The following is a 13,301-nucleotide window of genomic DNA, read 5'->3' as shown; positions in this document are numbered from 1 at the left end:
CGGGATGCGCATCACCCCTATCCGGTGCCTTGGTGCAAGATTGGCTGTGCTCCGTATCTGGGTGATCAACCCGAACACCACCGAATTAATGACCACCGCGATCGGCCGCTGCGCGCGGGCGGTGGCCGGCCCCGGCACCGAAATCACGGCGGTGACCTCCCCGATTGGTCCGCCGTCGATTGAAAGTCACTACGACGAGGCCATGAGCGTCCCCGGCCTACTGCAGGCCATCGAGCAAGGTGAGCATTCGGGAGCTGACGGCTACGTGATCGCCTGCTTCGGCGACCCCGGCCTCGACGCCGCTCGGGAGCTGGCTCGGGGGCCTGTGATTGGGATCGCCGAAGCGGCCATGCATACCGCCAGCCATCTCGGCCGGGGATTCTCGGTGGTCACCACCCTGGCTCGCACCACGGGACGCGCCGCGGAGCTCGCCGAACGCTACGGCATGGACCGGTTCTGCCTGGGCGTCCACGCCTGCGAAATCCCGGTGCTCGACCTCGAGACGGACTCACGGGCGCGCGCGATCGTCACCGACGCGTGTCGCACCGCCATCAAGGTGGATCGCTCCGACAGCATCGTGCTGGGCTGCGCGGGAATGGCCGACATATGCCACTCGATCTCCGAGGAGATCGGCGTTCCCGTGGTGGACGGGGTCAGCGCCGCCACGGTGCTGGTGCAGTCACTCGTGACATTGGGTTTGCGTACGGCCAAGCACGGTGAATACGCAAGCCCGCCAAAGAAATAACCAGAGCCGACGTGGCTACCGCCTGCAGGCGTACGCCACTTCTGCCACAGGAGTCACCGCTTGAGGCAACACAATTTTTGCCCGCCTCACAGCGACAGCCTGGCTGCCGCGCGCAAAGCCAGCACCCGCCGGTGGATCCGGTGTTCGGTCCCCCGCGGAATTTCGGCCGGGCCATAGCGACCGCGTCCGAGTCGGCGCACCCTGCCGCGTCCGATTTCCCAGCGCAACGCATCTGACAGCGCCTTGGATGCCCTGCCGCGGACCGAAAAGTGGTGCCAGTCCAGCGCGTCGATCATTTCGGCGATGGTCGCTGGCCCGTGTTGGGACAACTGCATAGTCAGCACGTATCGAAGCTCGATGCCGGCAAGTAGGTAGCTCATTGCCGAACGGTCGCACGCGGGTATGACATCAACCGAGCTTGTCGCTGCGAGGCGGGCAAAAAGAGTGCCACTCGCCCACCGGGACCGGTGTGGCAGATGTGACCTAGTCGCAGAGCGCCAGGGCGATGCCGTCCAGGATGTCGTGCTCGCTGACGGTCAGCTCGTCGATGCCGGCGCGGCTGCGCAACTCGCGAGCCAGTTCTTCGACCACGATCGCGCCGCCGCCGATCACGTCGACCCGGCCCTCATGCATCGGTGGGAGTGCGGCACGCTGCTCGCGCGTCATCGCTATCAGCCGGTCACACACCGCGTGCAGATCAGCGCCGGCGACTCGCGAAAGATGAATGGCCGCAGAATCATAGGTAGTCATGTTGTGGGCCAGGGCGGACAACGTGGTCATCGTTCCGGCCAGGCCGACCCAAGTCCGGGCCTCCTCGACGGGGACCGCACGCAACGCGGGTTCCAGCTCTTCGCGCACCACCAGGCGGGCGGCGGCCACCTCATCGGGCGTCGGCGGATCGGAGTGCAGGCAGCGTTCGGTCAGCCGAACACAGCCGATGTTGGCCGAGTAACTCGCGGTGACTTCGTTGCCCGCCTTGCCGAGCACGATCTCGGTGGATCCGCCGCCGAGATCGACGACCACGAAAGGCGCTCCGGCGCTGTCCAGTTCGCCGACCGCGCCGGAAAACGACAGCTCCGCCTCTTCGGCCCCGGTGATCACCTCGGCGATCGCGCCGGGCAGCACTGCACCGAGCACCTCGGCGGTCATGGCAAAGAAGCTGTCCCGGTTGGCGGCGTCACGGGTGGCCGACGTGGCGACCATCCGTACCCGTTCGACGCCGTGCACCTTCAGCAGGGCCGCGTAATCAGTCAACGCGGCCCGGGTCCGGGCAATCGCTTCCGGCGCAAACTGACCGGTCGCGTCGACACCCTGGCCCAACCTGACTATCCGCGTTTCTCGGTGCACGTCATTGAGCTGCCCACCGCCGGCGTCGGCGATGAGCAACCGAATCGAATTGGTACCGCAGTCGATCGCGGCGACCCGGCTCATCACGTCCCCATCGTCCCCTTCAAAGCCACTGTCCCGCCACCAGGTTCGCCGCCGCGCCCGGCTCGGCGGCCAGCAACGCCACCGCCTCATCGCCAAACGGGTTAACCCCGGGCCCCTTGGCCAATGAATGCGCGATCAACACATGCAGGCACTTGACCCGATCGGGCATGCCGCCAGCCGAAACCTTGGTTCCCAGTGGATCGATCGCGTCACGCTCGGCCAGATAGGACTCGTGCGCCCGCCGATACGCCGCGGCCAGTTCGGGATCGTCGCCCAGCCGCTCGGTCATCTCGCGCATCAGACCGGTGGTCTCGAGCCTGCTGGCGGCCGCCGTGAGCTCCGGATGCGTCAGGTAGTAGAGCGTGGGAAACGGTGTGCCGTCGGGCAGTCTGGGCGCGGTCTTGACCACGCCGGGTTCGCCGTCGGGGCATCGGTAGGCGATCTCCAGCACCCCACGCGGCTCGCGGCCGAGCTGACGCGCCACCGCCTCCAGGTCCGCGGGATCAACCACCGGGGGCCGTCGGCTCGGGCGGTACGGGTGCGGGCAGTCCGGGCTCAGGTTCGGGCTCCGGGGCGGGAGGTTCAGCGGCGGCGGGCGGAAGGTGCGGCGCGTCGGCAATGGTGTGCCAAAGCGACGTATACCAAGGGTCACCCTTCGTGGGCATGGCGGCATCGGTGCCCGGTTGCGGGGCCACCACCGCCCCGGGCGGCAGCTGGACCTGAAATGGAATGTCCCCCGGCATCACAAAGCCAAGGCGCTCACGGGCCTGCGCCGCAATGTAGGCCGGGTCGGCCAGTTGGCCCTTGCGCTGCTCGAGATCGGCGATCTGGCGGCGCAGCGCCGCTTCGGTTGCGGACAATTGCTCCATTTCGGTGCGCTGGGCGAAGTAGGTCCGAACCGGCCCGGCGATGGTCAGGGTCAACACGCAGACGACCGCGGCCAGCACGGCCGCACGCCGGGCGGTGAAACCCAAACGTTGGTCGGATCGCTGCTCCACCGATTCGGTGAATGAGCGCTTGATGGGTTCGACGACATGTTCACGCAGCGTTCGGGCGGTGTTGCGACTGGCGGCCGGCCCGGTGTTGGCCGCTTGTGTGGGCCTGGACACCGAAGTGGTGCGACGCCCGCGCGCCGACTCGCCGGCTTTACCCGGGCGCGATGCCGGGGATCGGCGCTTCGGATCGGGACGTTTCGCGTCGGCCATGAAGCTTCAGCCACGTTTCCGTCGGCCGTCGGCCTATTTCGGGTCCGCAACGAATCGGGGGAAGGCCAGATCGCCGGCGTAGCGGGCCGCGTCACCGAGAGCCTCTTCGATCCGAAGCAGCTGGTTGTACTTGGCCACACGCTCGCTGCGGGCGGGTGCGCCCGTCTTGATCTGGCCGCTGCCGACGGCCACCGCCAGGTCGGCAATGATGGTGTCCTCCGTCTCACCGCTGCGGTGGCTGATCATCGTGCGGTAGCCGCTGTGGTGCGCCAGCGCGACCGCGTCGAGCGTCTCGGTCAGCGTCCCGATCTGATTCACCTTGACCAGCAGCGCATTGGCCACGCCCCGGTCGATGCCCTCTTCGAGCCGCTCGGGATTGGTGACGAACACGTCGTCGCCGACGATCTGTACCCGGTCACCGATCTCGGCCGTCAGTGCGGCCCACCCGTCCCAATCGTTCTCGTAGAGCGGATCTTCGATGGAGACCAGCGGATAGGAGCCGAGCAGCCCGGCGTAGAACTCCGTCATCTGCGCGGCGGTGCGGGGCGTGCCCTCGAAGGTGTAGCTGCCGTCGGCGTGGAATTCGTTGGCGGCCGCATCGAGCGCCAAAGCCACGTCCACACCGGGCTTGAAGCCCGCCGCCTCGATGGCCTGGCTGATCAGATCGAGTGCCGCGGTGGTGCTGGCCACATCGGGAGCAAAACCACCCTCGTCGCCCAAACCGGTGGACAGCCCGGCCTTCTTGAGCACCGCCTTGAGCGCGTGGTACACCTCCGCGCCCCAGCGCAATGCCTCACTGAAGCTGGGCGCACCGATCGGGGCCACCATGAACTCCTGAATGTCCACGCCCGTGTCCGCGTGTGCGCCGCCGTTGAGGATGTTCATCATCGGCACCGGAAGGATGTGGGCGTTGGGCCCGCCGATGTAGCGGAACAGCGGCAGTTCGGCCGATTCCGAAGCCGCCTTGGCCACCGCCAGCGAGACGCCGAGGATCGAGTTGCCCCCCAACCGGGACTTGTCGGGCGTGCCATCGAGATCAACCAGGGCCTGATCGACCAAGCGCTGGTCGTCGGCGTTGAGTCCGATGACCGCCGGGCCGATCTCATCGAGCACGGCTTCCACTGCCTTCTTGACGCCCTTGCCGCCGTAGCGATCGCCACCGTCGCGCAGTTCGACGGCCTCATGCTCACCGGTCGACGCGCCCGACGGCACCGCGGCCCGGGCAAAGGTTCCGTCGATCAGAGCCACCTCGACCTCGACGGTCGGGTTGCCGCGGGAATCGAGGATCTCGCGGGCCCCGACCTGCTCGATTATCGGCACTGGGTTCTCCTTTGTGTCCTGGCGTTCGTTGAGGTCCCCGGCAGCCTTTAGCGTAAAGCCTGGGTCAGCGTTCCATCTTTCTACAGCGGGTGGCCCGCCGCGTAAGCGGTCGCCCAGTCGCGCACCGCCCGAGCGTAGACGCCGGAGTTGTTGTAGGCGCGCAAAGCGGTGATCCATCCCCGCGCAGTCGCGAGATCTTTACCGCGCCAGCATAAATACCCGGCCGCCGAAAGCGCGGCGTCGTCGATGTTGTCCGGACTGACGATGCCGTCATTGTTGGCATCCACCCCGTAGAGCCGCCAGGTTTCGGAGATGAACTGCATCGGCCCCATCGCACGCTCCACGCCGTCGTCACCGTCGAGGTTGGCACGCTCGCTATCGACGATGCGCAGGGTGCCGCCGGTTCCGTCCAGGCGCACGCCGCGAATGGGAGGCCGCACGTCCCCGTTGGGCGCTATGGTCGCGCCCCGATAGGTGCCGTTGTGACTTTCCACCTGCCCGATGCCCGCCAGCGTGGTCCACGCGATATGGCACTTCGGGTTCTCGACCTCCGCAACCCGAGCGGCGTAGGCGTAGGCCTCCAGCGCAATCACCGGCATCTCCAGCGCCGGGGCGCGTTGCTCGACCCATTCCCGCAGCTGATCGGCGGGCCGACCGCTGGCGTAGGTGTCCACCGGCGGCACCGGATCACCCGGTGGCGGCGGCACCCCTTCGGGGATGAACAAGCTGAGCTGCCAGGTGCAACTTGACGCCAAGAGCATCGCGGTCGCGCCAATAACGGCGGCCGCGCGCAACCAACGTCTTGGCGACACAATCCTCCCTTTGGCTACTGCTGGCGCTCTACGCGTCCGTTGGGCCACTTCGCCGTCCGCGCGCTCACGTTCCGACTTGGCGGCCGCTACGACCTAAATCATCGTCCCATGGGTTTGAGAGTTACCCCGTCGCAGTTCTCATCCAGCACACGGCCAGGAGTGCATCCTGGTACTGGAATTGGTTAGCCGAAGATCAGGCCAGCAAGCGCAATTTTTAGCTTCTATCTGGAAAACAGCTATTTCAGCAAACCTCATAAAGGTCGCTTGATATGGAGCGGCTCTGAGTCCCCGCAAAGTTGGCGAGAACCGGCTCAAGCGCCTCCGAAGTCCCCGCTAGTGCGCGGACGACTCGTCCTAGCGCCTGCCCTTCCGCTTCTTGCTGCCGCCGCGGGATTCCCGGGATTCTTTGGGGGTCTCGCCTTCGGCAGGCGCCTCGACTTGTTCTTCGGGCTCTGCTGGTTCTTGCGGCGGTTCTTCGTCGACCACGGGCTCCGGCGCCACATCGGCCCCCGCGCTGCCAGACGGCCAGTGCACCAGCCACTCCTGCTCGGTGATCGTCCCGACCGGCGCCATGTCGAGTTCCTCTGCCACGGCGTCGCCGCGCCGGGCGGCCACAATCGCCCGCTCGGCGCGGCGAACGTTATCCGAGAAGTCCAAAACCGCGGCGCGCAAGCAGTTTTCCGCGTCGATATCCGCCGACACGGCAATCGAGGTGATTTCGGCGGGGATCAGCTGCACCGGCAGGCCGGCATTGCAGACCCGCGCAATCACCTTCTGCGCCAACGCTAACGCGGGCTGACCGGTGGGAACGTCGTCCAATACCGACTCGCGTGGATTGCGCGCCTTTTCCGCCGCCTTGCCTTCCTCCCACTGGGCCATCTGCTCTTGCAGCGAAATCGATTCGCCGGCAAGTACTCCCGGTGCCCGGTTGCCGAGCTTGCGCATCAGCGTGTCGGCGACGTCATCGATGGTGAACGGAAGCAATGCCGCATCTTCAGCGATGCGGGCATGGAAAAGCACCTGAAGCAGCAGGTCCCCAAGCTCCTCGCGCAACTGGTCGGCGCTGCCACTGTGTACCGCGTCGAGCAGCTCGTAGGTCTCTTCGAGCAGGTAGCGCCGCAACGAGTCGTGGGTCTGCTCACTTTCCCACGGCCCGTCGGTGCGCAGTTTGTCCATCATCGCCACGGCATCGAGCAGGCGTTCCCCGCGCCGGCGATCCGGCGCCGCGATCAGCCTGGCCCCTGCCGCCAGCCTCGCCACCACCGCGGGGTGGTTCGGGTCGGACGACAACAGCACCGGCGCCTCCTCGCCCACGTGCACCGGATGCGCGTCGGGCAGTGACCAGGGCACGGCGATCGGCATCTCCTCGGTGTATTGCACGGTGCCCCCGAGCAGCTCGATGGCTTCGACAGGCACCAGCGACGGACGGCGGGGGTCGACCAGGACGACAATCATCGCGCTTGCCGCTCCTTACCCGACGCGGTGGCGCCCGCATCGTCTTCGGACAAACTGGTTCTACCAATATCTTGTTGCGGCTTGCCTGCCAATGCCGTCACCAGATTGGCCACCATCTGCACCAATTCCACATCCCGGATGCGCGGCGCACCGACGCCACCGTCACGCGGGATGGGTACCTGCACGGTGGACGTCGTAGCCCGGTAGTGGCCTCCCGGATACATCCGCTTGAGCCGCACCTGGGCGGAATCGGGCAGATCCATCGGTGCCAGCCGAACTGTCGCCGAAGACGGCGCCGACACGTCGGTGATGCCCGAGGCCCGGCACAGCAGCCGCAACCGCGCCACCGCGACCAGCCGCAGTGCCGGCTCCGGCAAAGCCCCGTAGCGGTCGATGAGTTCGTCCACCACGGCCGCGACGCCACTGTCGGAGGTGGCGGTGGCGAGCCGCCGGTAGGCCTCCAACCGCAGGCGATCGCTGCCGATGTAGTCCGGTGGCAGGTGGGCGTCGACCGGCAGGTCGATCCGCACATCCTTGGGCTCCTCGGGAGTGGTCACCATCTTGCCGTCGGCGGCGGCCCGATACGCCTCGACGGCCTCGCCCACCAAACGCACATAGAGGTCGAAGCCGACTCCGGCGACGTGCCCCGACTGCTCGACGCCGAGCACGTTGCCCGCGCCGCGGATCTCCAGGTCCTTGAGCGCGACCGCCATGCCCGCGCCAAGCTCGTTGTTTTGCGCGATGGTCGCCAACCGGTCGTAGGCGGTCTCGGTCAGCGGCGCCTGCGGCGGGTACAAGAAGTAGGCGTAACCGCGCTCACGGCTACGGCCCACTCGGCCGCGCAGCTGGTGCAGCTGAGACAACCCGAAGGTGTCGGCCCGTTCGACGATCAGCGTGTTGGCGTTGGAGATGTCCAAGCCGGTCTCCACGATCGTGGTGCAGACCAAGATGTCGAATTCACGCTGCCAGAATCCCTGGACGGTGCGTTCCAGCAGATCCTCGGGCATCTGCCCATGCGCGACGACCACCCGCGCCTCGGGCACGAGTTTGCGAATCCGCGCGGCGGTGTCGTCGATGGAACTGACCCGGTTGTGCACATAGAACGCCTGCCCGTCGCGCAGCAGCTCGCGCCGCAGCGCCGCGGCGACCTGCTTGTCGTCATGGGGTCCCACGTAGGTCAGCACCGGGTAGCGCTCCTCGGGGGGCGTCAGGATGGTCGACATCTCCCGAATACCGGCCAGGCTCATCTCCAGCGTGCGCGGAATGGGGGTGGCGCTCATCGTCAAGACGTCGACGTGGCTGCGCAACGACTTGATGTGCTCCTTGTGCTCGACACCGAACCGCTGTTCCTCGTCGACCACGACCAAGCCCAGGTCTTTCCAGCGCACGCCGGTCTGCAGCAGCCGGTGCGTGCCGATCACCACGTCGACCGATCCGTCGGCCATGCCCTCGATCACCGTGCGTGACTCGGCGGGGTCGGTGAAGCGGGACAGACCCTTGACCGTGACCGGGAACCCGGCCATCCGGTCGGTGAAGGTTTGCAGATGCTGGTCGGCCAACAGCGTGGTGGGCACCAGCACGGCAACCTGTTTGCCGTCCTGAACGGCCTTGAACGCCGCCCGCACCGCGATTTCGGTCTTGCCGTAGCCGACATCACCGCAGATCACCCGGTCCATCGGGATGGACTTTTCCATGTCGCCCTTGACCTCGGTGATCGCGGTGAGCTGGTCGACGGTTTCGGTGAAACCGAACGCGTCCTCCATCTCGGCCTGCCACGGTGTGTCAGGGGCGAACGCATGCCCGGGGCTGGCCTGCCGCTTGGCGTAGAGCGCCACCAGTTCGCCGGCGATTTCCCGCACCGCCTTGCGCGCCTTGGTCTTGGTGTTGGTCCAGTCACTGCCGCCGAGCCGGCTCAGTGCTGGCGCCTGCCCGCCGACATATCGCGACAACTGGTCCAGCGAATCCATCGGGACATACAGCTTGTCGGAACCACCGCCCCGCTTGGCGGAGGCGTATTCGAGCACCAGGTACTCGCGCCGGGCACCCCCGACGGTGCGCTCGACCATCTCCACGAACCGGCCGATGCCGTGCTGATCGTGCACCACCAGATCGCCGGCCGTCAGGGCCAGTGGATCGACGGTGTTTCGCCGCTTGGCCGCCAGGCGCTTGCCCTCGACCGCCGTGGCCCGGTTGCCGGTCAGATTCGTCTCGGTGACCACGACCAAGTTGGCGCCGGGGACGATGACGCCGTCGCGCAGCGGCCCCTTGAGCACGCCCACCACGCCCAACTTGGGTGCGGCGCCGGGTTCCAGCATGGCGGCGGGAATGTCGGATTCGGCCAGCCGCTCCACCATGCGATGGGCGGTGCCGGTCCCGGGCTCCACCATCACCGCGTACCCGCCGGTCGAGACATGCGCGCGCAGCATCGCAAAGATGTCGTCGATATCCTTCTGGTGCCCACGAGCCGAGGGCGCCGCGCGGACCTCCAGCTCCGTCGCCGATTCCTCGGACAGCTGGCTCAACGTCCACCACGGGTGCCCGGAACTGCTCGCCGCGGTCTGCACCTGCTCCAGCTCGGCAAAGCCGGACCCACCCAGGGCTTCGACGTCGACGGGCGCGTCGGTTCCCATCGCCGCGACCGACCATGAGGCCTCGAGGAACTCGCGGCCCGTCTTGATCAAATCGGCGGCCCGGGTGCGCACCTTCTCCGGGTCGCACACCAGCACCGGAGTGCCCTCGGCAAGCTGATCGGTCAACAGCGCATGGTCATCGGGGCGCAACACCGGCAGCAGCGCTTCCATCCCATCGGTCGGGATGCCCTCGGCCAGTTTGGCCAGCATGTCGATGACGCTGCCGGTCACGGTGTTCTCCGAAGCCGGGTGCTGGGCGGCCAGCGCCGCGGCTCGCGCCCGTACGTCTTCAGTCAGAAGCAGCTCCCGGCAGGCCACCGCGACCAGCGTGCTGACCTCGATCTCGGGAATGGAGCGCTGGTCGGCGACCGAGAACATGCGCATTTCGGTGATCTCGTCGCCCCAGAATTCGACCCGCACCGGGTGCTCGGCGGTCGGCGCGAAGAGGTCCAGAATGCCCCCGCGGACGGCGAACTCGCCCCGCCGGCCCACCATGTCGACCCGGGTGTAGGCCAGCTCGACCAGCCGGGCGATGACTTCATCGAATCCGATTTCTTGTCCGACACTCAGACTGACCGGTTCCTGCCGGCCCAGTTGCGGCGTCATCGGCTGCAACAGCGAGCGCACCGCGGTCACCACCACGCGCAACGGCGGGCCCAGCCGGGTGTCGTCGGGATGAGCCAGCCGGCGCAGCAGCAGCAGCCGGGCGCCGACCGTGTCGACACCGGGTGAGAGCCGCTCGTGCGGAAGGGTCTCCCAGGACGGGAACAACGCCACGGCTTCGCCGAAGACTCCCCGCAGTTCCGCGGTTACGTCGTCGGCCTCACGCCCGGTGGCGGTGACCACGAGCAGCGGTCCCTGTTGGGCCAGTGCGCTGGCGACGAAGGAGCGCGCGCTGGCCGGGCCGACCAACGTCAATTCATCAGGGCGATCGGAGGCACGCGCGATGAGTTGCTGGAAAGTCGGCGCGGTAAGCGCCAAGTCGACGAGCCCCGCGATCGGGGTATCTGGGCTAGCAGCCCCCGGTGCGGTCATGATGCGGCCATTCTAGGGCGCGGTCGTTTCTCGATATCGAGCCCGGCGGCCGATGGGCGGATCGGACTACTCGTCTTGCAGCTGCGGATCGGCTTCCAAGTGGGTCAGCCCATTCCAGACCAGGTTGACCAGGTGCGCGGCGACGACTTCCTTTTTGGGTTCGCGGGCGTCGAGCCACCACTGCGCGGTCATCGACACCGAACCCACCAAGGCCTGGGCATACAGCGGGGCCAGCTCGGAGTCCAGACCCCTGCGGGCGAAGTCGCCGGCCAAGATCGAGCTGACCTGGCTGACGGCGTCGTTGAGCAGGCTGGAATAGGTTCCGGAGCTGATCGACGCCGGTGAGTCGCGGATCATGATGCGAAAGCCGTCGGTGCGTTCTTCGACATAGGTGAGCAACGCCAGGGCGACCCGCTCGACGCGCACTCGCGATCGGTTGTTGGTCAACGACGAGGTGATGCCGTCCAGCAGGGCCGACATTTCGCGGTCGACCACCACCGCGTACAGGCCCTCTTTGCCGCCAAAATGCTCGTAGACCACCGGCTTGGAGACGTTGGCACGCTGGGCGATCTCCTCGATCGAGGTCCCGTCGTAGCCGCGTTCGGCGAACAACGATCGCGCGATGCCGATCAGCTGATGCCGGCGTTCGCTGCCCGTCATCCGGGCGCGCGGCGCCTTTGCCTCTTTTTCCGGCATTTTCTCCGGCCCTGCCACGCCAACAGGGTATCTGTTTTCCGGCCCGCGGCGCCCAGCGTGTGGGCCGGGCGCCGACTGTGTCTCCAGTGCGCTTCGGTGGCGATATTCGCGCCCCACACGCACGCTGGGCGCCCGGATTGCACCGTGGATGGGGCGCCGACGATGTCGGCGGGATATGGCGGGCTCGGGAATCGGCCCACCCACCCGTTAGAGTTTCATAGTGGCGAGCGGGCGAAATGCTCGCCGTCGACCGGCAGTCCGTCGTGGTGTAATCGGCAGCACCTCTGATTTTGGTTCAGATAGTTCAGGTTCGAGTCCTGGCGACGGAGCTTGTTTGGGTGGCACCATCTAGCCCACCTCCACGTGAAATGACACCCTGGAGGGCGTGTCATCACGCCGACCCCTAGCTTGCGTGAGAAAAAGCCAATAAAGGAGAGTCGATGACGTTTCGTGGTGACACTGCGGTCGTGGTCTTGGCGGCTGGGGCTGGCACCCGGATGCGATCAGACACCCCCAAGGTGCTGCACACCCTGGCCGGGCGCAGCATGCTGTCCCACTCACTGCACGCGATGGCCAAGCTCGCACCGCAGCACCTGGTGGTGGTGCTCGGCCACTGCCACGAACGTATCTCCCCGCTGGTCGACGAGCTGGCCGAATCCCTCGGTCGCACCATCAACGTGACGTTGCAGGATCGGCCGCTGGGCACCGGGGACGCGGTGCGCTGCGGCCTGTCGGCGCTTCCCGCCGACTACTCCGGCATCGTGGTCGTCACCGCGGGCGACACCCCGCTGTTGGACGCCGAAACGCTGGCCGACCTGATCGAGACCCACAGCGCGACGTCGTCCGCCGTCACGGTGCTGACCACCACGTTGAGCGACCCGCACGGCTACGGCCGCATCCTGCGCACCCAGGACAACGCCGTGATGGCCATTGTCGAGCAGACCGATGCGACGCCCTCACAGCGCGAAATCCGCGAGGTCAACGCCGGCGTCTACGCCTTCGAAATCACCGCACTGCAATCCGCGTTGAGCAGGCTGAGCTCGGACAACGCCCAGCAGGAGCTCTACCTGCCCGATGTCATCGCCATCCTGCGCCGCGACGGGCAAACCGTCAGCGCCCGCCACATCGACGACAGCGCGCTGGTGGCCGGCGTCAACGATCGGGTCCAGCTGGCCCAGCTGGGCGCCGAGCTGAACCGCCGGATAGTGGCCGCCCACCAGATGGCCGGCGTCACCGTGATCGACCCGGCAACCACCTGGATCGACGTGGACGTGGCGATCGGACGCGACACCGTTATCCAGCCGGGGACCCAGTTGCTGGGCCATACCCAGATCGGCGACCGCTGCGAAATCGGGCCCGACACGACGCTGACCGACGTCACCGTCGGGGACAACGCCTCGGTGGTACGCACCCACGGCAGCTCGTCATCGATCGGCGCAGCGGCCGCGGTCGGCCCCTTCACCTACTTGCGGCCCGGCACGGTGCTGGGCACCGGCGGCAAGCTGGGCGCCTTCGTGGAGACCAAGAACTCGACCATTGGCGCCGGCACCAAGGTGCCGCACCTGACCTACGTCGGCGACGCCGACATCGGCGACGACAGCAACATCGGTGCGGGCAGCGTGTTCGTCAACTACGACGGCATGACCAAGAACCGCGCCACCATCGGCTCGCACGTGCGCAGCGGGGCCGGCACCAGGTTCGTGGCACCGGTGAATGTCGGCGACGGCGCATACACCGGGGCCGGCACCGTGATCCGCGACGATGTTCCACCGGGCGCGCTCGCGGTGTCCGGCGGACCGCAGCGCAATATCGAAGACTGGGTGCAGCAGAAGCGTCCGGGAACCCCGTCCGCTGAGGCCGCCCGCAAGGCCTCGGCCGAACAATCCACACCGCCGCCCGACGCCGATCAGACACCGTGAATTCGCTTCTCGGCTACCCGGCGACATGTGCAGGCCCTTCGCTACGTACGATG

The 13,301-nt window shown here is 67.1% G+C and carries 11 protein-coding genes and 1 tRNA gene; 3 read left to right on the top strand and 9 right to left on the bottom strand.

Going from position 1 to position 13,301, the window contains the following annotated elements; genetic code table 11:
* Positions 1-46: 46 nt before the first annotated feature.
* Positions 47-745, top strand: coding sequence for an aspartate/glutamate racemase family protein (locus MMSP_RS07870; RefSeq protein WP_020786179.1), 699 nt, complete (start codon positions 47-49; stop codon positions 743-745).
* An 86-nt stretch (positions 746-831) separates the two neighbouring features.
* Here the strand turns inward: MMSP_RS07870 and MMSP_RS07865 are convergent, their stop codons facing one another.
* From MMSP_RS07865 to MMSP_RS07825, 9 genes are all read right to left on the bottom strand, one after another.
* On the bottom strand, positions 832-1,125 hold the full coding sequence (locus MMSP_RS07865) for a hypothetical protein (protein ID WP_011742165.1): 294 nt from the start codon (positions 1,123-1,125) through the stop codon (positions 832-834).
* 103 nt (positions 1,126-1,228) lie between these two features.
* Positions 1,229-2,176 carry a Ppx/GppA phosphatase family protein gene (locus tag MMSP_RS07860; RefSeq protein WP_036426313.1) on the bottom strand — a complete coding sequence of 316 codons (948 nt, stop codon included), beginning with the start codon at positions 2,174-2,176 and terminating at the stop codon, positions 1,229-1,231.
* Between the two features lie 19 nt (positions 2,177-2,195).
* Positions 2,196-2,687 carry a DUF501 domain-containing protein gene (locus tag MMSP_RS07855; RefSeq protein ID WP_020786177.1) on the bottom strand — a complete coding sequence of 164 codons (492 nt, stop codon included), beginning with the start codon at positions 2,685-2,687 and terminating at the stop codon, positions 2,196-2,198.
* A complete protein-coding gene (locus tag MMSP_RS07850; protein WP_011742168.1) occupies positions 2,680-3,381 on the bottom strand; it encodes a septum formation initiator family protein in 702 nt (233 codons plus the stop codon). The genes MMSP_RS07855 and MMSP_RS07850 overlap by 8 nt, the downstream gene beginning before the upstream one ends.
* Positions 3,382-3,414: 33 nt before the next feature.
* Entirely contained in the window at positions 3,415-4,701 is a 1,287-nt protein-coding gene (gene eno / locus MMSP_RS07845; protein WP_012396016.1) for a phosphopyruvate hydratase, read from the bottom strand.
* An 80-nt stretch (positions 4,702-4,781) separates the two neighbouring features.
* Positions 4,782-5,513, bottom strand: a complete 732-nt coding sequence (locus MMSP_RS07840) for a lytic transglycosylase domain-containing protein (protein WP_020786176.1) — start codon at positions 5,511-5,513, stop codon at positions 4,782-4,784.
* A 354-nt stretch (positions 5,514-5,867) separates the two neighbouring features.
* A complete protein-coding gene (locus tag MMSP_RS07835; protein WP_020786175.1) occupies positions 5,868-6,968 on the bottom strand; it encodes a nucleoside triphosphate pyrophosphohydrolase in 1,101 nt (366 codons plus the stop codon).
* The gene (gene mfd, locus MMSP_RS07830; protein WP_020786174.1) at positions 6,965-10,633 is read right to left on the bottom strand and encodes a transcription-repair coupling factor; all 3,669 of its coding nucleotides are present in this window, start codon (positions 10,631-10,633) and stop codon (positions 6,965-6,967) included. Before mfd ends, MMSP_RS07835 begins: the two co-directional genes overlap by 4 nt.
* A gap of 66 nt (positions 10,634-10,699) precedes the next feature.
* Positions 10,700-11,293 (bottom strand): TetR/AcrR family transcriptional regulator, encoded by a 594-nt coding sequence (locus MMSP_RS07825; RefSeq protein WP_011742173.1) that lies wholly within the window; start codon positions 11,291-11,293, stop codon positions 10,700-10,702.
* Between the two features lie 293 nt (positions 11,294-11,586).
* Here MMSP_RS07825 and MMSP_RS07820 point away from each other — a divergent pair.
* Positions 11,587-11,658 (top strand) — tRNA-Gln (locus tag MMSP_RS07820).
* Between the two features lie 111 nt (positions 11,659-11,769).
* The gene (gene glmU / locus MMSP_RS07815) at positions 11,770-13,248 is read left to right on the top strand and encodes a bifunctional UDP-N-acetylglucosamine diphosphorylase/glucosamine-1-phosphate N-acetyltransferase GlmU (RefSeq protein ID WP_020786173.1); all 1,479 of its coding nucleotides are present in this window, start codon (positions 11,770-11,772) and stop codon (positions 13,246-13,248) included.
* Positions 13,249-13,301: the final 53 nt, after the last annotated feature.

The sequence above is a fragment of the Mycobacterium sp. 012931 genome, from assembly GCF_000419295.1.
GTDB classification, from domain to species: domain Bacteria; phylum Actinomycetota; class Actinomycetes; order Mycobacteriales; family Mycobacteriaceae; genus Mycobacterium; species Mycobacterium marinum.
Note: the sequence above shows the minus strand (reverse complement) of the source record. Positions and strands in the feature narration are given on the sequence as shown.

Excerpts from the sequence above, each read along its gene's own strand:
- MMSP_RS07865 (WP_011742165.1), bottom strand. The coding sequence starts at position 1,125 with ATGAGCTACCTACTTGCCGGCATCGAGCTTCGATACGTGCTGACTATG.
- MMSP_RS07860 (WP_036426313.1), bottom strand. The coding sequence starts at position 2,176 with ATGAGCCGGGTCGCCGCGATCGACTGCGGTACCAATTCGATTCGGTTG.
- MMSP_RS07850 (WP_011742168.1), bottom strand. The coding sequence starts at position 3,381 with ATGGCCGACGCGAAACGTCCCGATCCGAAGCGCCGATCCCCGGCATCG.
- MMSP_RS07835 (WP_020786175.1), bottom strand. The coding sequence starts at position 6,968 with ATGATTGTCGTCCTGGTCGACCCCCGCCGTCCGTCGCTGGTGCCTGTC.
- mfd (WP_020786174.1), bottom strand. The coding sequence starts at position 10,633 with ATGACCGCACCGGGGGCTGCTAGCCCAGATACCCCGATCGCGGGGCTC.
- MMSP_RS07825 (WP_011742173.1), bottom strand. The coding sequence starts at position 11,293 with ATGACGGGCAGCGAACGCCGGCATCAGCTGATCGGCATCGCGCGATCG.
- glmU (WP_020786173.1), top strand. The coding sequence starts at position 11,770 with ATGACGTTTCGTGGTGACACTGCGGTCGTGGTCTTGGCGGCTGGGGCT.